The sequence below is a fragment of the Streptomyces sp. NPDC054863 genome (genome assembly GCF_053610825.1).
In genome coordinates, this window is the sequence record NZ_JBSGZD010000044.1 from 12377 (window position 1) to 30124 (window position 17748).

General features: G+C 71.4%; 16 protein-coding genes. 12 read left to right on the plus strand and 4 right to left on the minus strand.

Annotation, left to right across the window (positions count from 1 at the left end; genetic code table 11):
- Positions 1-5 precede the first annotated feature (5 nt).
- The 5 genes from ACWGIG_RS11670 to ACWGIG_RS11690 all read left to right on the plus strand — a co-directional run bounded on the left by ACWGIG_RS11670 (position 6) and on the right by ACWGIG_RS11690 (position 5660).
- Positions 6-1733, plus strand: coding sequence for a sugar ABC transporter ATP-binding protein (locus tag ACWGIG_RS11670; RefSeq protein WP_453321369.1), 1728 nt, complete (start codon positions 6-8; stop codon positions 1731-1733).
- Positions 1730-2773, plus strand: a complete 1044-nt coding sequence (locus ACWGIG_RS11675; protein WP_453321370.1) for an ABC transporter permease — start codon at positions 1730-1732, stop codon at positions 2771-2773. The genes ACWGIG_RS11670 and ACWGIG_RS11675 overlap by 4 nt, the downstream gene beginning before the upstream one ends.
- Positions 2774-2862: 89 nt before the next feature.
- On the plus strand, positions 2863-3456 hold the full coding sequence (locus ACWGIG_RS11680) for a hypothetical protein (protein WP_453321371.1): 594 nt from the start codon (positions 2863-2865) through the stop codon (positions 3454-3456).
- A 162-nt stretch (positions 3457-3618) separates the two neighbouring features.
- Positions 3619-4392, plus strand: a complete 774-nt coding sequence (locus ACWGIG_RS11685; protein ID WP_453321389.1) for an alpha/beta fold hydrolase — start codon at positions 3619-3621, stop codon at positions 4390-4392.
- Positions 4389-5660 (plus strand): cytochrome P450, encoded by a 1272-nt coding sequence (locus ACWGIG_RS11690; protein WP_453321372.1) that lies wholly within the window; start codon positions 4389-4391, stop codon positions 5658-5660. Before ACWGIG_RS11685 ends, ACWGIG_RS11690 begins: the two co-directional genes overlap by 4 nt.
- Here ACWGIG_RS11690 and ACWGIG_RS11695 read toward each other — a convergent pair.
- Positions 5657-6406 carry a hypothetical protein gene (locus ACWGIG_RS11695; protein WP_453321373.1) on the minus strand — a complete coding sequence of 250 codons (750 nt, stop codon included), beginning with the start codon at positions 6404-6406 and terminating at the stop codon, positions 5657-5659. The two genes, ACWGIG_RS11690 and ACWGIG_RS11695, sit on opposite strands and share 4 nt — an antisense overlap.
- A gap of 291 nt (positions 6407-6697) precedes the next feature.
- Between ACWGIG_RS11695 and ggt the strand changes: the two genes are divergently transcribed.
- Complete coding sequence (gene ggt, locus ACWGIG_RS11700; protein WP_453321374.1) at positions 6698-8566, plus strand: gamma-glutamyltransferase; 1869 nt, start codon at positions 6698-6700, stop codon at positions 8564-8566.
- 221 nt (positions 8567-8787) lie between these two features.
- Here ggt and map read toward each other — a convergent pair whose 3' ends face one another.
- Positions 8788-9558 (minus strand): type I methionyl aminopeptidase, encoded by a 771-nt coding sequence (gene map, locus ACWGIG_RS11705; RefSeq protein WP_453321375.1) that lies wholly within the window; start codon positions 9556-9558, stop codon positions 8788-8790.
- A gap of 41 nt (positions 9559-9599) precedes the next feature.
- On the opposite strand from map, the gene ACWGIG_RS11710 reads away from it, so the two are divergent.
- From ACWGIG_RS11710 to ACWGIG_RS11735, 6 genes are all read left to right on the plus strand, one after another.
- A complete protein-coding gene (locus ACWGIG_RS11710) occupies positions 9600-9875 on the plus strand; it encodes a helix-turn-helix domain-containing protein (protein ID WP_453321376.1) in 276 nt (91 codons plus the stop codon).
- A 91-nt stretch (positions 9876-9966) separates the two neighbouring features.
- Complete coding sequence (locus tag ACWGIG_RS11715; RefSeq protein WP_453321377.1) at positions 9967-10350, plus strand: PPOX class F420-dependent oxidoreductase; 384 nt, start codon at positions 9967-9969, stop codon at positions 10348-10350.
- 202 nt (positions 10351-10552) lie between these two features.
- A complete protein-coding gene (locus ACWGIG_RS11720) occupies positions 10553-11395 on the plus strand; it encodes a nitrilase-related carbon-nitrogen hydrolase (protein WP_453321378.1) in 843 nt (280 codons plus the stop codon).
- Between the two features lie 253 nt (positions 11396-11648).
- Positions 11649-12932 (plus strand): aspartate aminotransferase family protein, encoded by a 1284-nt coding sequence (locus ACWGIG_RS11725; RefSeq protein WP_453321379.1) that lies wholly within the window; start codon positions 11649-11651, stop codon positions 12930-12932.
- Between the two features lie 19 nt (positions 12933-12951).
- Complete coding sequence (hydA, locus tag ACWGIG_RS11730) at positions 12952-14361, plus strand: dihydropyrimidinase (protein ID WP_453321380.1); 1410 nt, start codon at positions 12952-12954, stop codon at positions 14359-14361.
- 134 nt (positions 14362-14495) lie between these two features.
- Entirely contained in the window at positions 14496-15503 is a 1008-nt protein-coding gene (locus ACWGIG_RS11735) for a TIGR03842 family LLM class F420-dependent oxidoreductase (RefSeq protein ID WP_453321390.1), read from the plus strand.
- A 35-nt stretch (positions 15504-15538) separates the two neighbouring features.
- Here the strand turns inward: ACWGIG_RS11735 and ACWGIG_RS11740 are convergent, their stop codons facing one another.
- Both ACWGIG_RS11740 and ACWGIG_RS11745 read right to left on the minus strand, forming a co-directional pair.
- Positions 15539-16123 (minus strand): SRPBCC family protein, encoded by a 585-nt coding sequence (locus ACWGIG_RS11740; RefSeq protein ID WP_453321381.1) that lies wholly within the window; start codon positions 16121-16123, stop codon positions 15539-15541.
- 118 nt (positions 16124-16241) lie between these two features.
- Complete coding sequence (locus tag ACWGIG_RS11745; RefSeq protein WP_453321382.1) at positions 16242-17663, minus strand: phytoene desaturase family protein; 1422 nt, start codon at positions 17661-17663, stop codon at positions 16242-16244.
- Between the last annotated feature and the right edge of the window lie 85 nt (positions 17664-17748).

Here is a 17748-nt window from a genome sequence, read left to right on the forward strand (position 1 = left end):
GGCCCATGAGCGGGACCAGTGATCCGTCGGTGGTGCTGGAGGCCACCGGCATCGGCAAGGTCTTCCCCGGGGTCAAGGCCCTCGACGACGTAAGCCTTGAGCTGCGGGCGGGGGAGGTGCACGCCCTGCTCGGCGAGAACGGGGCGGGCAAGTCCACCCTCGTCCGTATCCTGGCCGGCATCCAGCCGCCCGACACCGGCACCATGCGGATGGGCGGCGAGGCGTACGCGCCCAAGGACACGGCCGCCGCCATGCGGGCCGGTGTCCAGGTCGTGCACCAGGAACTCAACCTGCTGCCCCACCTCACCGTCGCGGAGAACCTCTTCTTCCAGCGGCTGCCCCGCAAGTACGGCATGGTCGACCGACGCGCCCTCGACCGGCGCGCGCAGGAACTCCTCGACGAGGTCGGACTCGACGTCCGGCCGCGCACCCCGGTCGAGCGGCTCGGCATCGCACAGATGCAACTCCTGGAAATCGCCCGGACGTTGTGGCAGGACTGCCGGGTCCTGGTGATGGACGAGCCGACCGCCACGCTCACCTCCCGCGAGACGGACCGGCTGTTCGAGGTGATCCGCCGGCTCACCGCACGCGGCACCTCCGTCCTCTACATCTCGCACCACCTGGAGGAGGTCTTCGAGATCGGGGACCGCATGACGGTCTTCCGCAACGGCCGCCACGTCGTGACGAAGGACCTGGCGGGGACCACCACCGCCGAGGTCATACGGCTGATGGTCGGCCGCGACATGGCGCAGGAGTATCCGCCGTACGTGGAGCGCCCGGCGGGCGCCGAGCTGCTGCGCGCGGAGCAGTTGCGTCCGCGCGGCGGCAGCCCCGTCAGCTTCGCGCTGCACGCGGGCGAGGTCGTGGGCGTCGCGGGGCTCGTCGGTTCGGGCCGCACCGAGACCGTACGGGCGCTGTTCGGCGCCGACCACCACGACGGCGGACACGTGTACGTGAAGGGGCGCCGAGTGCGCATCCGCACGCCCCGGGACGCCGTACGGCACGGCATCAGCCTGCTCACCGAGGACCGCAAGGGGCAGGGCCTGGTCCTCGACATGCCCGTCGCCGCCAACGTCACACTGGCCTCGACGCGCAGGATCTCGCGCGGCGGGCTGCTCAAACGGGCTGCGGAGGACCGGTACGCACGCGAGGCCGTGGAGCGGCTCGGAGTGCGGACTCCCGGTATCCGTACGGCGGTTCGCACCCTCTCGGGCGGCAACCAGCAGAAGGTCGTCCTCGGCCGGTGGCTGCTCGCCGGAACCGACGTCCTGGTCGTCGACGAGCCGACGCGAGGCATCGACGTCGGCGCCCGCTACGAGATCCACCAACAGCTCACCGACCTCGCGGGCGACGGCAAGGCACTCCTGGTGGTCTCCTCCGACCTCCCCGAGCTGATGGGCATCTGCGACCGCATCCTCGTCTTCTCGCGCGGCCGGATCGCGGGGGAGGTGGCCAGGGCGGACTTCGACAGCTCGCGGATCCTCGGGCTGGCCTACTCGGGGTACGTCACGGAGACACCCCGGGACGCCCCGCCCGGCGAGTCGGCCACGCACACGGACGTACCGCACACGGACGTACCGCCCGCGGACGTACCGCACACGGACGTACCGCACACGGACGTACCGCCCGCGGACGTACCGCCCGCGGACGAACCCCTCCCGAAGAGCACGGGCGAACCCCTGACGAAGAGCACGGACGTACCCCTCACGAAGAACGGTGAGACCTCCTCATGACCACACCGGCCCCCACCAAGGAAGCCGCCCCGGCGCCCGCCGCCGAGCGTCGCACCGCCCGCCAGCTCACCCGCCAGGTGATGGGCGAGGCCGGCATCGGCCTGGCGCTGCTGGCCCTGGTGCTCATCTTCACGCTCGCCGCGCCCAAGTTCGCGACGTCCGGCAACCTCACGCACATCGCCACCGAGATCACCCTCAACACGATGCTCGCGGTCGGCATGACCTTCGTCATCCTGGTCGGCGGGATCGACCTGTCCGTCGGCTCCGTGATGGCCCTGTCGGCGGTCGTCGCGGGCGAGGTGCTGACCTCGACCAGTCTGTCCACGCCCGTCGCCGTACTGCTCGCGGTCGTGGTGGCGGCGCTGGTCGGCATGGCCTGCGGCTTCGTCAACGGCTTCGTCTCCGAACGCTGGCGCGTGCCGTCCTTCATCGTCACGCTCGGCATGCTGAACGTGGCGCGCGGCGCGGCACTCGAACACACCAACGCGCAGACGCTGTACGACTTCCCGTCCGGCTTCAGCCACTTCGGCACCTCGACCCTCCTGGGCATCCCCTCGCTCTTCTGGATCGCGGTGCTGATGGTGCTGATCGGCCACCTGGTCCTGACCCGTACCGTCTTCGGCCGGCTGGTCTTCGCGATCGGGTCGAACGAGGAGGCGGTACGGCTGTCCGGGCACCGCACGGGCGTCGTCAAGGTCGCGGTGTTCGTGATCGCCGGATTCGCCGTCGGCATCGCGGCCGTCACGTACATGGCCCGGCTCAACATCGCCAGCCCGATCATCGGCAGCGGGTACGAACTGTCCGCCATCGCGGCGGTCGTCATCGGCGGTGCGTCGCTCTCCGGCGGCAAGGGCTCGATGATCGGCACGCTGCTCGGCGCGTGCCTGCTGGGCGTCCTCACCAACGGACTGCTGCTGATGGGGGTCTCCGACTTCCAGCGGCAGATGATCACCGGTGCGGTCATCATGATCGCCGTGGTGGTCGACCACTACCGGGGCAGGATCGCGGCCCGGATGCCGGAGAAGGCGGTGGCGGGCTGAGGGGAGCGCAGGGGAGGCGAGAGGGGGGAGACAGGGCCGATTACTGCCGGGTACTGGTGCTCGGGCCGCACAGCGCCGAAGCTCTCTCCATGACGCATGCACAGGATCCGAACGGCCCGCGGGACGAGGCGGTGACGGAGGACACCAGAATCGAGCTGCCGCTGAGACGGCTGGTCATGGCGCTGCCGATCGCCGCGGCGGTGGTGACCGTGATGTGGGGCTACACCATCTACGCGGTCGTCGACGGCGCGAACAACGCGACGCTGTCCGGCGCGCTGATGTCCGCACTCGGCCTGCTGCTGCTCTTCGTCGCCGTCACGTACGTCGGGTACGCGGTGCACCCGCTGAGCATCGCGGTCGGGCCGCGGGGCCTGTCGGTGCGGCTGCCGCTCTACCCGGAGCGGACGGTTCCGTGGGACGACCTGGTGTCCGTACGGGCGATGGGCGTGCGGGGCGCCCAGTACGTGATCGTGGAGGCGCAGGAGTCGGAGGGCTCGCTGCCGTACGTCTGCCGGCCCCGGGCCGCGTACCGGCGCCTGTCGCTGATGACGGGGAGCGCGCCGCAGTTCAAGCAGGGGCTGTGCTTCGAGCGGATGGTCTTCGAACTGGTCCCGGAAGACGTCCTGGCCCTGGTGCGGCAGTACGCCCCGCCCACCCTCCAGATCGAGGACCGTCGCCGCTGACGGGCCCGGCGCGGACGGGCGGGACCGGGGCGGCGCTCTTGTCACGGCCCGCCCTTCGCGTCACCGTGAACCTTGCGCCGCCCACCCGCAGCGCGCCCACCCGCATTCCGCGCCCACCGGCCCACCGGCCCGCAGCCCCGTGTGATCGGAGATCCCGTGTCCGTGACCCCCTTCGTTCCGCCGCACTCCCTCCTCGGCGACGGCCCCCACCCCGTCATCGCCGTCCACGGCTGGCTCGCGGACCGGGCCGCCTACGCGGCGGTCCTGCCCGACCTCGACCTGGAGTCCTTCCGGTACGCCTTCGTCGACCTGCGCGGTTACGGCGAGGCCAAGGACGTGCCCGGCGACTTCAGCACCGCAGAGGGCGCCGTCGACCTCCTCGCCCTCGCCGACCAGCACGGCTGGGACCGCTTCTCGCTGATCGGCCACTCCATGGGCGGCTCCGTCGTCCAGCGGGTGCTGGCCGCCGCGCCGCACCGGGTGCGCCGCCTGGTCGGCGTCTCGCCCGTACCGGCGAGCGGGCTGCACATGCCTCCCGACGGCTGGGAGCTGTTCGCCGGAGCCGCCGAGCACCCGGAGAACCGGCGCGCCATCATCGACAGCACCACCGGTGGCGTACGCCCCGCCGCCTGGCTCGACCGCATGGTGCGGCAGTCCGTGGAGCGCAGCGACCCCAAGGCGATGCGCAGCTGGCTGGATTCCTGGGCGGGGGAGGACTTCCACACCGACGTCGAAGGGTCGGCCCACCCGGCCCTCGCCGTCGTCGGCGCCCTCGACCCGGCGCTGAGCGCCGACCTCATGCGGCAGACCTGGATGCGCTGGTACCCGAACGCCGAGCTGGCGGAACTCCCGGCCGCCGGACACAACGCCATGGACGAGGCACCGCTCCAACTCGTCCGTACCGTCGAGGACTTCCTGCGCGCGGACACGGCGTGAACGTGGACGTCACGAGCGTCGTCCCCGACGTCTTCGACCCCCGCCCGTACGCCCGGGGCATCCCGCACGCCGCCTACCGCCACCTGCGCGACACCCGCCCGGTGGCCTGGCAGGACGAGTACGAGGTGCTGGGCTGGCCCGCGGGTCCCGGCTTCTGGGCGGTCACCCGGCACGCCGACGTCGTGCGCGTCCTCAAGGACGCGCGCACCTTCTCCTCCCGCCTCGGCGCCACCCAGATCCGCGACCCCGATCCGGACGACCTCCCGTTCATCCGGCGCATGATGCTCAATCAGGATCCGCCGGAGCACGGCAGGTTACGGCGTCTCGTCAGCCGTGCCTTCACCCCGGGACGCACCGACCGCTTCGAGTCCCGGGTGCGGGCACGCGCCCGAGACCTCCTCGAAGCGGCGGTGCGCCGCGCCCGCCACGACGGCGACGGCGTCCTCGACCTCGTCGCCAGCGTCACCGACGACTACGCCCTCCTCAACCTCTCCGACCTGCTCGGCGTCCCCAAGAGGGACCGCGGCCTGCTCCTCGACTGGACCGAACGCGTCATCGCCTACCAGGACCCCGACGAGGCCCACAAGGCGGTGCACGGCCCCGACGGACGCCCGGTCAATCCCCGCTCACCGGCCATGCTGGGCGAAATGTTCGCGTACGCACGGGAGTTGGCCGAGTACAAGCGCAGGTATCCGAGCGACGACATCATGACGGCGCTCGCCCACGCGGCGGGCGACGGCACCCGGCTGAGCGGCCCCGAGCTGGAGATGTTCTTCTTCCTGCTGACCGTCGCGGGCAACGACACCGTCCGCAGCGCCGCCCCCGGCGGCTTCCTGGCCCTGGCGCAGGACGCGGAGTCCCAACGAGCCCTCCCCGCACTGAAGTTGGATACGGCGATCGAGGAGCTGCTGCGCCACCACCCGCCCGTCCTCAGCTTCCGGCGCACCGTAGCCGAGGACACCGAGCTCGCCGGACAGCGGCTGCGCACCGGCGACAAGGTCGTGGTCTTCCACGCCTCCGCCAACCACGACGAACGCGTCTTCACCGACCCGCACCGCCTCGACCTCACCCGCGAGCCCAACCCGCACGTGTCCTTCGGCGACGGCCCGCACGTCTGCCTCGGCGCGCACTTCGCCCGCCTGCAACTGCGCGTCCTGCACGAAGAGGCCCTGCGCGTCCTGCCGCCCTACCGGCTCGCGGCCCCGCCCCGCCGCCTCGTCTCGCACTTCATCAACGGCCTCAAGTCCCTTGAGCTGTCTGTCGATTAGGACACGGCGCGGTGGGAGTTGCGCGGCGGCACCGGCAGCGGGGTCTGTGCCGCCCGCGTCACATCGGCGACCATCTCCACCACATCGGGGCCGTACGCCTGCGAGTTGACCACCTTCAGCAGCACGCAGAACGACCGGTCGCCGTGCTTGCGCGCCAACTTCTCGTGGTTGCGGGCCAGATAGCGGGTCGCGGCCTGGTTGGTGATGGCGCGCTGCCCGCAGAAGAGGAAGACGGGGCGGGCGCCCTCGCCGACGGTGAGCCGGGCGAGCAGGACGTACTCGGCGATCCCGCTCTCCAGCCGGTAGCGCTCGGTGCCGATCTGGAAGGCGCCCCGGTCGGGGGAGGGCTCCACGTCGACATTGATGCGGATGCCGGGGAGCAGGCTCTGGAGGTGGGCGGTCATCCGGCGGTTCGCCCCCGGGCCGCCGACACAGAATTCCGTACGCTCGCCGAAGCCCTGCTGGGCGATGTCGTGGGAGAGGATCTGGGCGTGCGCGCCGCATTCCCTGACGAGGGCGGAGAGTTCGAGGAGCGCGAAGACGTCGAAGCGGTGGACGGCGCTGTCGCTGCCGCCCGGCTCACGGTTGACGACCAGGAGCGACTCGGAGTTCTTCGGCATCCCGAAGAAGGCCTGCTTGCGCCGGAGTCTGCGCCGCCAGAGGTACGTACGGGCGAGCCAGCCGATGACGGCGCCGAGGCCGGCGGCTGTCACGCCCAGGAGGATGTTGCGGAGGTCGTCACTCATGGGCGCGCATGCTAGCGGCCCGGACGGCGGGCGGGGCGGGTGGCACCGGTGCGGGTCCGGGCTGCCCGGGTGACACCCGGTTGTGGCCCGGATGGGGGCTTGTTGCGGCTTTGTGGCGGGCGGATGTCGGCGTGGCCCTCTCGTGCGTGACGGGCGGATGTCGGCACGGCGCTCTCGTGCGTGACGGGCGGATGTCGGCGTGGCCCACTTGGCGGGATGCCCCCCGCAGGACCTGGCGGGGGCATGGCGGTGGGGCTACGCTGCGCGGACTGTTTTCGCCAGGAGGTACGCATGCGCCGAACCGACCGACCTGCCCGGCCCGCCGTACGGGCACTGTCCCTGCTGGCCGCGACAGCGGCAGTCGTCACGGTGGGAGCGGCGGCGCCACCGGGCAGTGCGAGCCCGCCCGTTGCCCCCTCGGCGGCCACCCCGTCCGTAGCCACGACGCCGCCCGCGAAGGTCCCGGTCGCCGTCGGGTACGGCGGCGCGGTCGCCAGCGTCGACGCCGACGCTTCGGCAGCCGGCATCGAGGTGCTGCGCAAGGGGGGCAACGCGGTCGACGCGGCAGTGGCCACGGCCGCCGCACTCGGCGTCACGGAACCGTACTCGGCGGGCATCGGCGGGGGCGGCTACTTCGTCCACTACGACGCCAAGTCCCGCAAGGTGCGCACCATCGACGGCCGCGAGACGGCCCCGCGCAGCGCCGACAAGAACCTCTTCCTGGAGAACGGCAAGCCGATCCCCACCGACCAGGCCATGACCAGCGGTCGCAGCGTCGGCACCCCCGGCACGCCCGCCACCTGGGAGACGGCCCTGGACGCGTGGGGCTCGAAATCCCTGCGCTCCCTCCTCAAGCCCGCCGAGCGCCTCGCCCGCGACGGCTTCACCGTCGACGCGACGTTCCGCGCGCAGACCCAGGGCAACGAGGCGCGCTTCCGGGACTTCCCCGACTCTGCGAAGCTCTTCCTGCCCGGCGGTCAACTCCCCGTCGTGGGCTCGAAGTTCAAGAATCCTGACCTGGCCCGTACGTACGAGAGGCTGGGCCGCGAGGGCGTCGGCGCGCTCTACAAGGGCGACCTCGCACGCGACATCGTCCGGACGGTCCGCAAGCCCCCGGTCGACCCGAAGTCCACCCGCGTCGTACGCACCGGTGATCTGACGGAGCGTGACCTGCGCGCGTACGAGACGGAGCGGCCGGCCCCGACGAAGGTCTCGTACCGCGGCCTGGGCGTGTACGGCATGGGCCCGTCCTCGTCCGGCGGCACCAGCGTCGGCGAGGCGCTCAACATCCTTGAGCGGACGGACCTTTCGAAGGCGACGCAGGCGAAGTACCTGCACCGCTACATCGAGGCGAGCCGGATCGCGTTCGCGGACCGGGGCCGCTGGGTCGGCGACCCGGCCTTCGAGAACGTACCGACCAAGGGGCTTCTCTCGCAGAAGTTCGCGGACTCGCGCGAGTGCCTCATCAAGGACGACGCGGTGCTGGTGAGTCCGCTGCCGCCGGGCGACCCGCGCAACCCGTCGCGCACGTGCGGGAGTTCGGGGCAGGCAGCGCCGACGACGTACGAGGGCGAGAACACGACGCACCTCACGGCGGCCGACAAGTGGGGCAACGTGGTCTCCTACACGCTGACGATCGAGTCGACGGGCGGCAGCGGGATCACGGTCCCCGGTCGCGGCTTCCTGCTCAACAACGAGCTGACCGACTTCTCCTTCGCCCCGGCGAACCCGGCGGTCCACGACCCGAACCTGCCGGGCCCCGGCAAGCGCCCGCGGTCCTCGATCTCTCCGACGATCGTCCTGGACCGGCACGACAAGCCGGTGCTCGCGCTCGGCTCGCCGGGCGGGGCGACGATCATCACGACGGTGCTGCAGAGCCTGACGGGTCACCTGGACCGGGGGCTGCCGCTCGTGGACGCGATCGCGGCACCGCGCGCGAGCCAGCGGAACGCGGCGGCGACGGAGCTGGAGCCGGGGCTGTGGGGCAGTCCGGTGCGCGGCGAGCTGGAGGCGCTCGGCCACGTCTTCAAGGAGAACCCGGAGATCGGGGCGGCGACGGGGGTCCAGCGGCTGAGTGACGGCCGGTGGGTCGCGGCGGCGGAGAAGGTGCGGCGGGGCGGGGGGTCGGCGATGGTCGTGCATCCGGCGGGGCGGCAGTAAGACGGGGGCGGGCGGTCGCGGAGGGGTGCGCTCCGCGTGGGGGCCGCCCCCTTGCCCACCCGTCCCGCCCCCCCGGGGGGGCCCGCTGCCCAAGGAGGCAGCGGTGCGGCGTAGGAGGGCGGCGGTCTCGGGGGCAGGCATTTAGGGGCGCGGGGAACTGCGCGGCCGGCCACGTCGGACCCGCACGACGACCACCAGTCCCCCCCGCCCGCAAAATGCTGCTACAACGCCGTCAGTATCCGAGCCGGCCCACCGTCCCGGATCGCCACCGTGTGCTCCACATGTGCGGCCCGGCTGCCGTCGGGAGTCGTCAGCGTCCATCCGTCCGCCGCGTGGAGGAACATGTCCCCGCCGCCTGCGATCACCATCGGCTCGATCGCGATCACCATTCCGTGCCGCAGCTTCATGCCCCGCCCGGGAGGTCCCTCGTTCGGTACGTCCGGTCCCTCGTGCATCGTGCGTCCCACTCCGTGCCCGCCGAAGCCCTCCGGGATTCCGTACCCCGCCTTGCGGCACACCGTCCCGACCGCATGCGCGATGTCGCCGATCCGGTTGCCGACGACCGCCGCCGCGATGCCCGCGTCCAGCGCGGCCTTCGCCGTCCCGATGAGACGCACGTCATCCTCCCGCGCCCGCCCGACCGTGAAGCTGATCGCGGAGTCACCCGCCCAGCCGTTCAGGAGCGCGCCGCAGTCGATGCTGACCAGGTCGCTGTCGCGCAGCCGGTAGTCCGTCGGAATCCCATGAACGATCGCCTCGTTGACCGACGCGCAGATGACGGCGGGGAACGGCACCGGCGCCCAGTTCGGGCGGTAGCCGAGGAACGGCGAGCCCGCCCCCGCGTCCCGCAGGACGCCCCGCGCCACCTCGTCCAGTTCCCGCAGCGTCACCCCGACCGCCGCCGCCTTCCGCACGGCTTGCAGTGCCCGGGCCACCACGCGGCCCGTCTCTCGCATCGCGGCCACGGACGCGTCTGATTTGATCTCGACCATGCCAATTACTATACCGGTCCGGGAGGTATTAGAATAACGGCATGGTTCGAACCCCTCTCACCCCCGAAGAGCGCGAACGCGGCGAACGCCTCGGTCAGCTGCTCCGTGAAGCCCGTACCTTCGCCGGGCGGACGATGCCCGACGTGGCCGCCGCCGCCGGCCTCTCCGCCGAGACGCTGCGGAAGATCGAGACGGGCCGTGCCCCGACGCCCGCGTTCTTCACGGTCGCCGCCCTCGCGGGCACGCTCGGCCTCTCCCTCGACGAACTTCTCGTACGGAGCGAGCTGCTGCCCGCCTCGTTGCTGTCCGCCTCTTAGCTGCCCGCACGGCACGGCCTGCGAGTGGACTCGTGCGCACCTGTCCGAGCTGGTCGCCGCGCAGGCGGGGCACCGCGCGTAGGGTCGCCCCATGGACCTCAGGAGTGCCTTCGCCCAGACCCGATACGTCAGCCTGACCACCTTCCGGAAGGACGGCACCCCCGTCGCCACCCCGGTGTGGGTCGCCGGGGACGGCTCCGCGCTCTACGTCTGGACCAACGCCGACTCCTGGAAGGTCAGGCGCATCCGCCGCAACGGCAGCGTCACGGTCGCCCCCTGTGACGTACGAGGCCGCCTCAAGCCGAACGCGCCCACGGTCGAGGGCAGGGCGACCGTGCTCGACGAGGAAGGGCTGCGCGAGGTCCGCAGGCTGATCGCCCGCAAGTACACCTGGCAGTTCTGGCTGACGGACCTGCCCGCCACGCTGCTGCGCCGCGGCAAGCGTCCGCACGTCGGCATCAAGATCGAACTCTAGGCGAGATCCGGCCGGGGCGCGGAGCCGTCCGTTCACCCCTGCGGGTGTGAATCATGATCGACTCCGCTCGGTTCGCGACGATGGTCTTGCCCCGCTCTCCGGAGCGGCTTACGTTCAAGCATCCACGTCCCAACTCTACGGGCGTAGAAGGTCCCTGACGTCCTGTCGGACGGAGGGGAACCCGGCTGAACGGAGACGAGTCATGGCCAACGTCGTACGCGCCGCCCTGGTCCAGGCCACCTGGACGGGCGACACCGAATCCATGATCGCCAAGCATGAGGAACACGCCCGGGAAGCCGCCCGGCAGGGCGCGAAGGTCATCGGGTTCCAGGAGGTCTTCAACGCCCCCTACTTCTGCCAGGTGCAGGAGGCCGAGCACTACCGCTGGGCCGAGGCGGTCCCCGAGGGCCCCACCGTCCGCCGCATGCAGGACCTCGCCCGCGAGACCGGCATGGTGATCGTTGTCCCGGTCTTCGAGCGCGAGCAGTCCGGCTTCTACTACAACACCGCCGCCGTGATCGACGCCGACGGCAGCTACCTCGGCAAGTACCGCAAGCACCACATCCCCCAGGTCAAGGGCTTCTGGGAGAAGTACTACTTCAAGCCGGGGAACGCGGGCTGGCCGGTCTTCGACACGGCGGTCGGCAAGGTCGGCGTCTACATCTGCTACGACCGCCACTTCCCGGAAGGCTGGCGGCAGTTGGGGCTGAACGGCGCCCAGATCGTCTACAACCCCTCCGCCACCTCCCGCGGCCTCTCCGCCCACCTCTGGCAGCTGGAGCAGCCTGCCGCGGCCGTCGCCAACGAGTACTTCGTCGCGGCGATCAACCGCGTCGGCCAGGAGGAGTACGGCGACAACGACTTCTACGGCACCAGCTACTTCGTCGACCCGCGCGGCCAGTTCGTGGGCGAGACGGCCGGGGACAAGCAGGAGGAGCTCCTGGTCCGGGACCTCGACCTCGGCCTCATCGAGGAGGTCCGCCACCAGTGGGCGTTCTACCGCGACCGCAGGCCCGACGCGTACGAAGGACTGGTCCAGCCGTGAGAGGCCCGCTCTCCCGCGAAGTACCGGACCGGCCGTGACAGGCCCGCTCTCCTGCGAGGGCCCGGCCCGGCCTCAGCCGTGATGCAGCTCCAGCCGTGATGCAGCTTCAGCAGTGATTCAGCTTCAGTCGTGATTCAGCTTCAGTCGTGATGCGGCTCCCGCCGTGATTTCAGCTCCAGCCGTGATGCGGCCTCGGCCGTGATGCGGCTCCAGCCGTGACCCACCTGCACTCCCGCGAAGGACTGGTTCAGCCGTGACCGACCTGCACTCCCGCCACCAGGCCGTCCTGCCCGAGTGGCTGGCGCTCTACTACCAGAACCCCATCGAGCTCACCCACGGCGAGGGCCGCCACGTCTTCGACTCCCAGGGCCGCAAGTACCTGGACTTCTTCGGCGGCATCCTGACCACGATGACCGCGCACGCACTCCCCGAGGTCACCAAGGCGGTCTCCGAGCAGGCGGCCCGCCTGGTCCACTCCTCGACCCTCTACCTCAACCGCCCCATGGTCGACCTGGCGGAGCGGGTCGCCCACCTCTCCGGCATCCCCGACGCCCGCGTCTTCTTCACCACCTCGGGCACGGAGGCCAACGACACCGCGCTGATGCTGGCGACGACGTACCGCCGCTCGAACCAGATCCTGGCGATGCGCAACAGCTACCACGGCCGCTCCTTCTCCACCGTGGCCCTCACCGGCAACCGCAACTGGTCGCCGACCAGCCTCTCCCCGCTGCAGACCCTGTACGTGCACGGCGGCGTGCGCTTCCGCGGCCCGTACGCGCACCTCTCCGACGCCCAGTTCATCGAGGCGTGCGTCGCCGACCTCGAAGACCTGCTCGGCCAGACCCGGGGCCAGGTGGCCGCCCTCATCGCCGAACCGGTCCAGGGAGTGGGCGGCTTCACCTCCCCGCCGGACGGCCTGTACGCCGCCTTCCGCGAGATCCTCTCCCAGCACGGCATCCTGTGGATCGCCGACGAGGTCCAGACCGGCTGGGGCCGCACCGGAGACCACTTCTGGGGCTGGCAGGCGCACGCCGAGAACGGCCCGCCGGACATCCTCACCTTCGCCAAGGGCATCGGCAACGGCATGTCCATCGGCGGCGTCGTCGCCCGCGCCGAGGTCATGAACTGCCTCGACTCCGGCTCCATCTCCACCTTCGGAGGCTCCCCGGTCACCATGGCCGCGGGCCTCGCCAACCTCTCCTACCTCCTGGAACACGACCTCCAGGGCAACGCCCGCCGGGTCGGCGGACTCCTCATGGAACGCCTGCGCGCGATCGCCGCCACGGTTCCCTGCGTACGAGAGGTACGAGGCCGCGGTCTGATGGCCGGCATCGAAATCGTCCGCCCCGGCACCGACCGGGCCTGGCCCGAAGCGGCCACCGCCGTCCAGGAAGCAGCCCGCGAAGGCGGCCTCCTTGTCGGCAAGGGGGGCGGCCACAACACGAGCGTGCTGCGCATCGCCCCGCCGCTCTCCCTGACGGTCGCCGAGGCGGAGGAAGGCGCCTCCGTCCTCGAACGAGCCCTGCACCGCGTCTGACCGGGAGGATCCGGACCGCATGAGCAGCACCGCACGCACCCTGATCCGGGGCGGCCTCGTCATCACCGCATCCGACGAGACCCACGCCGACGTACTCACCGAGGGCGGTCGCGTCGTCGCCCTCGCCGCACACGGCTCCAGCACCGCCGAGGGCTGGACCGCCGACACGACGATCGACGCGACCGGCAAGTACGTGATCCCGGGCGGCGTCGACGCCCACACCCACATGGAGATGCCCTTCGGCGGCACCTTCGCCGCCGACTCCTTCGAATCCGGCACCCGGGCCGCCGCCTGGGGCGGCACCACCACCATCGTCGACTTCGCGATCCAGACCCCCGGCCACAGCCTGCGCGAGGGCCTGGACGCCTGGCACGCGAAGGCCGACGGGAAGTGCGCGATCGACTACGCCTTCCACATGATCCTCTCCGACGTGAACGCGAAGACGCTGCGGGAGATGGACCTGCTGGTGGGGGAGGGCATCACGTCCTTCAAGCTCTTCATGGCCTACCCCGGCGTCTTCTACAGCGACGACGGCCAGATCCTGCGCGCCATGCAGCAGGCCTCGGGCAACGGCGGGCTGATCATGATGCACGCCGAGAACGGCATCGCGATCGACGTCCTGGTCGAGCAGGCGCTCGCCGCGGGGCGGACCGATCCACGCGTCCACGGCGAGGTGCGCAAGGCGCTCCTGGAGTCGGAGGCGACCCACCGTGCCATCCAGCTCGCCCGGGTCGCCGACGCTCCGCTGTACGTCGTCCACGTCTCGGCCGAGGAGGCCCTCGCGGAGATCGCGTCGGCCCGCGACAAGGGGCTGAACGTCTTCGGCGAGACCTGTCCGCAGTACCTGTTCCTGTCCACCGACAACCTCGCCGAGCCGGACTTCGAAGGGGCCAAGTACGTCTGCTCAACTCCCTTGCGCCCCAAGGAACATCAGGCGGCGCTCTGGCGAGGGCTGCGCACCAACGACCTCCAGGTGGTCTCCACCGACCACTGCCCCTTCTGCTTCACCGGCCAGAAGGAGCTGGGCCGCAGCGACTTCTCCAAGATCCCCAACGGGCTCCCGGGCGTGGAGAACCGCATGGACCTCCTCCACCAGGCCGTCGTCGACGGCCACCTCAGCCGCCGCCGCTGGATCGAGATCGCCTGCGCGACCCCGGCCCGGATGTTCGGCCTCTATCCGCAGAAGGGCACCATCACGCCGGGGGCGGACGCGGACATCGTGATCTACGACCCCGACGCCGTACAGACGATCTCCGCCGACACGCATCACATGGCCGTCGACTACTCGGCGTACGAGGGCAGGCGGGTGACCGGGCGGGTCGAGACCGTCCTGTCGCGCGGCGAAGTCGTCCTCGACGCAAGGAAGTTCACGGGCCGGGCCGGTCACGGCGCGTACACGCCACGGTCCACCTGCCAGTACCTGAGCTAGCCCGCACCGGGACCGGCCCAGTACCGGGACCGGCCCAGTACCGGGACCGGCCCAGTACCGGGGCCGGCCCACACCCGGACCTGCCCACACCGAACCAGTCAGTGCCCGCACCAGGAGGTACGCCCGTCATGCCCATGGACTTCGGCCTGGTCCTGCAGACAGATCCGCCCGCATCCGAGGTCGTCGGCCTGATGCGGCGCGCCGAGCGCAATGGCTTCCACTACGGCTGGACCTTCGACTCCGCCGTGCTGTGGCAGGAGCCGTTCGTCATCTACAGCCGCATTCTGGAGCACACCGAGCAGCTGATCGTCGGGCCGATGGTGACCAACCCCGGGACCAGGACCTGGGAGGTCACCGCCTCCACCTTCGCCACCCTCAACGACATGTACGGCAACCGCACCGTCTGCGGCATCGGCCGCGGCGACTCCGCGATGCGGGTGGCCGGACGCAAGCCGAACACCCTCGCCCGGCTCGGCGACGCCATCGACACCATCCGCGACCTCGCCGAGGGGAGGGAGGCGGAGGTGGACGGACAGTCGGTGCGGCTGCCGTGGGTGACGGACGGTCGACTCCCGGTGTGGATGGCCGCGTACGGCCCCAAGGCGCTCGCTCTCGCGGGGGAGAAGGCGGACGGATTCATCCTGCAGCTCGCCGATCCGTTCCTCACGGAGTGGATGATCCGGGCGGTACGTGACGCCGCTTCCGCCGCCGGGCGCGATCCGGCGGCGGTGAAGATCTGCGTGGCCGCACCGGCGTACGTCGGGGACGACCTCGCCCACGCCCGGGACCAGTGCCGGTGGTTCGGCGGGATGGTCGGCAACCACGTCGCGGACCTCGTGGCGAAGTACGGGGCGCACTCCGGCCTCGTACCGCCGGCGCTCACCTCGTACATCGAGGCCAGGCAGGGGTACGACTACGCGCACCACGGGCGGGCCGGGAACCCGGACACCGCCTTCGTGCCGGACGAGATCGTCGACCGGTTCTGTCTGCTGGGGCCGGTGGAGGCGCACATCGAGAAGCTGCGGGCGCTGCGGGAGCTGGGGGTCGACCAGTTCGCCCTCTATGCCATGCACGACGCGCGGGAGGCGGTCATCGACGCGTACGGCGAGTCGGTCATTCCCGCCCTCGCGGCCTCCTCCTAGCGCCTTGAGGGCCCCGGGCCCGACGGACCTACCTCCTACTCGGGTTCCGGCAGCGGTTCGCCCGTCTCCAGGAGCGTCTTGAGGCTGGACAGGAGCGGCGGCCAGCCGTCGCGGATCATGGCGAGCGTGAGGCTGCCCTCGTCGAAACCGTCGTGGACGACGGTCAGCCGGGTCACGGTCGGTCCGGCCGGTTCGATCTCGTACGTCACCTTCGACCGCGACTCGGCGGCCAGCCGCGCGTGCAGCTCCTCGTCCATGCCGACGGTCTCGGCGAAGGCCCGGGTGAAGGTGTGCCAGGTGTAGGAGAGCCTGCGGCCCGGTTCGGCGGCGAGCACCACCTGCTCCGGGTCGGCTTCGCCGAGGCCCATTCCCTGCCAGACCACCGTCGACCCGGCCTGCCAGTCCGATGCGAAGGTCAGGCCCCAGTAGCGGCTGGTGGCCGCCGGGTCGGTCAGGGCCTGCCAGATCTGGTCGGGGGTGGACCGGACGTACGTGGTGTAGTCGAAGGCGGTCGTGCGGTCCAGGTCGGGGCTCGCGTCGCCCGATTCCGTGTCCGTGTCCGGGTCCGCGCCCGTGCTGGGGTTCGTCTCTGCGTCCGTGTCCGGGGCCGTGGAATCCATGCGGCCATTCTCCGGGGCCGGGGGAGGATCGGCGAGGCGGGAGACGGGTGGCGGGAGGGGCGAGCCGGGCGGCGGGAGGTGGGGACCGGAGCGGGCGTCCCCTGTTTCCCCGCCTTCGCTACCGCTCCGCCGACCGCAGCTTCCGCCACACCGCCTTCGCCGCGTTGTGCCCCGACATCCCGTGCACCCCCGGCCCCGGCGGCGTCGCCGACGAGCACAGGAACACCGCCGGGTGCTTCGTCCCGTACGGGAACAGCGACAGCTTCGGGCGGAGCAGCACCTGGAGGCCGGAGAACGCACCGCAGGCGATGTCGCCGCCCACGTAGTTCGCGTTGTGCGCGGCCAGCTCCGGCGGGCCGGCCGTCGCACGGGCCAGCACGCGGTCGCGGAAGCCAGGTGCGAACCGCTCGATCTGCCGCTCGACCGCGTCCGTCAGGTCGCCCTGCCAGGCGTGCGGCACGTGGCCGTACGCCCAGAACACGTGCTTGCCCTCCGGGGCCCGGGTCGGGTCCGTCACGCTCGGCTGTGCCGTGATCAGGAAGGGGGTCTCGGGGGCGGTGCCGCCCGAAGCCTGCCGCAGGGCCTTGCCGATCTCGCCCTTGGTGGCACCGACCTGCACCGTCCCGGCCCGGCGGGCCTCCTCGGCGGTCCACGGGACCGGGCCGTCCAGCGCGTAGTCGATCTTGAAGACGCTGGCGCCGTAACGGTAGTTCTCGTACGCGTTCCCCAGCCGGGCGATCCGGGCGAGCGCCGTCGGCGAGGTGTCGAAGATGTACGCGCGAGCGGGCGGCAGGTCGTCGAGGCGCTTCACCTCGAAACCGGTGTGGACGACTCCGCCGAGGTCCCGGAGGTATCCGGTGAGCGCGTCCGGGATGGCCTGTGAGCCGCCGCGCGGCGCCGGCCAGCCGTTCTCGTGCGCGGCCAGCGCGAACATCAGGCCGACCGCACCCGTCGCGAACCCGCTCAGCGGTGCGATGACGTGCGCCACCAGACCCGCGATCAGCGCCTTCGCCTTCTCGTCGCGGAAGCGCTGCATCAGCCATGTCGACGGCGGCAGCCCCGCGAGCCCGAACCTGCCCAGCGTCACCGGGTGGCGCGGCAGCGCGGTCAGCGGCAGCGACATGAAGTCCCGGGAGAGCGTGTCCCACCTCCCGAGGTACGGGGCGACCAGCCGGCGGTACGCACCCGCGTCACGCGAACCGAACGACGCGGCCGTCTCCGCGACCGACCGGGACAGCACCGCCGCCGTGCCGTCGTCCCACGGGTGCGCCATCGGCAGCTCCGGGTGCAGCCACTCCAGTCCGTACCGCTCCAGGGGCATCGTCTTGAACACCGGTGAGCCGACGCCCAGCGGGTGCACCGCCGAGCACGGGTCGTGCCGGAAGCCGGGCAGGGTCAGCTCGGCGGTGCGCGCCCCGCCGCCGACGGTGTCCTGCGCCTCGAAGACCTCCACCGAGAAGCCGCGCCGGGCCAGCTCGACGGCGGCGGTCAGTCCGTTGGGCCCCGCTCCCACGACGACTGCATCAAGCATCGGCGACACCTTGGACTCCTCACGCCACGGCACTTCAGAGCCCCAGGGTATTCCCGTGCACCGACAGCCCTGCCGGGGGTAGGCTCCGGCGCCG

Bases quoted from the DNA above. Each gene is read 5' to 3' on its own strand.
- ACWGIG_RS11670 (WP_453321369.1), top strand. From the start codon at position 6: ATGAGCGGGACCAGTGATCCGTCGGTGGTGCTGGAGGCCACCGGCATC.
- ACWGIG_RS11675 (WP_453321370.1), top strand. From the start codon at position 1,730: ATGACCACACCGGCCCCCACCAAGGAAGCCGCCCCGGCGCCCGCCGCC.
- ACWGIG_RS11680 (WP_453321371.1), top strand. From the start codon at position 2,863: ATGACGCATGCACAGGATCCGAACGGCCCGCGGGACGAGGCGGTGACG.
- ACWGIG_RS11695 (WP_453321373.1), bottom strand. From the start codon at position 6,406: ATGAGTGACGACCTCCGCAACATCCTCCTGGGCGTGACAGCCGCCGGC.
- ggt (WP_453321374.1), top strand. From the start codon at position 6,698: ATGCGCCGAACCGACCGACCTGCCCGGCCCGCCGTACGGGCACTGTCC.
- map (WP_453321375.1), bottom strand. From the start codon at position 9,558: ATGGTCGAGATCAAATCAGACGCGTCCGTGGCCGCGATGCGAGAGACG.
- ACWGIG_RS11710 (WP_453321376.1), top strand. From the start codon at position 9,600: ATGGTTCGAACCCCTCTCACCCCCGAAGAGCGCGAACGCGGCGAACGC.
- ACWGIG_RS11715 (WP_453321377.1), top strand. From the start codon at position 9,967: ATGGACCTCAGGAGTGCCTTCGCCCAGACCCGATACGTCAGCCTGACC.
- ACWGIG_RS11720 (WP_453321378.1), top strand. From the start codon at position 10,553: ATGGCCAACGTCGTACGCGCCGCCCTGGTCCAGGCCACCTGGACGGGC.
- hydA (WP_453321380.1), top strand. From the start codon at position 12,952: ATGAGCAGCACCGCACGCACCCTGATCCGGGGCGGCCTCGTCATCACC.
- ACWGIG_RS11735 (WP_453321390.1), top strand. From the start codon at position 14,496: ATGGACTTCGGCCTGGTCCTGCAGACAGATCCGCCCGCATCCGAGGTC.
- ACWGIG_RS11740 (WP_453321381.1), bottom strand. From the start codon at position 16,123: ATGGATTCCACGGCCCCGGACACGGACGCAGAGACGAACCCCAGCACG.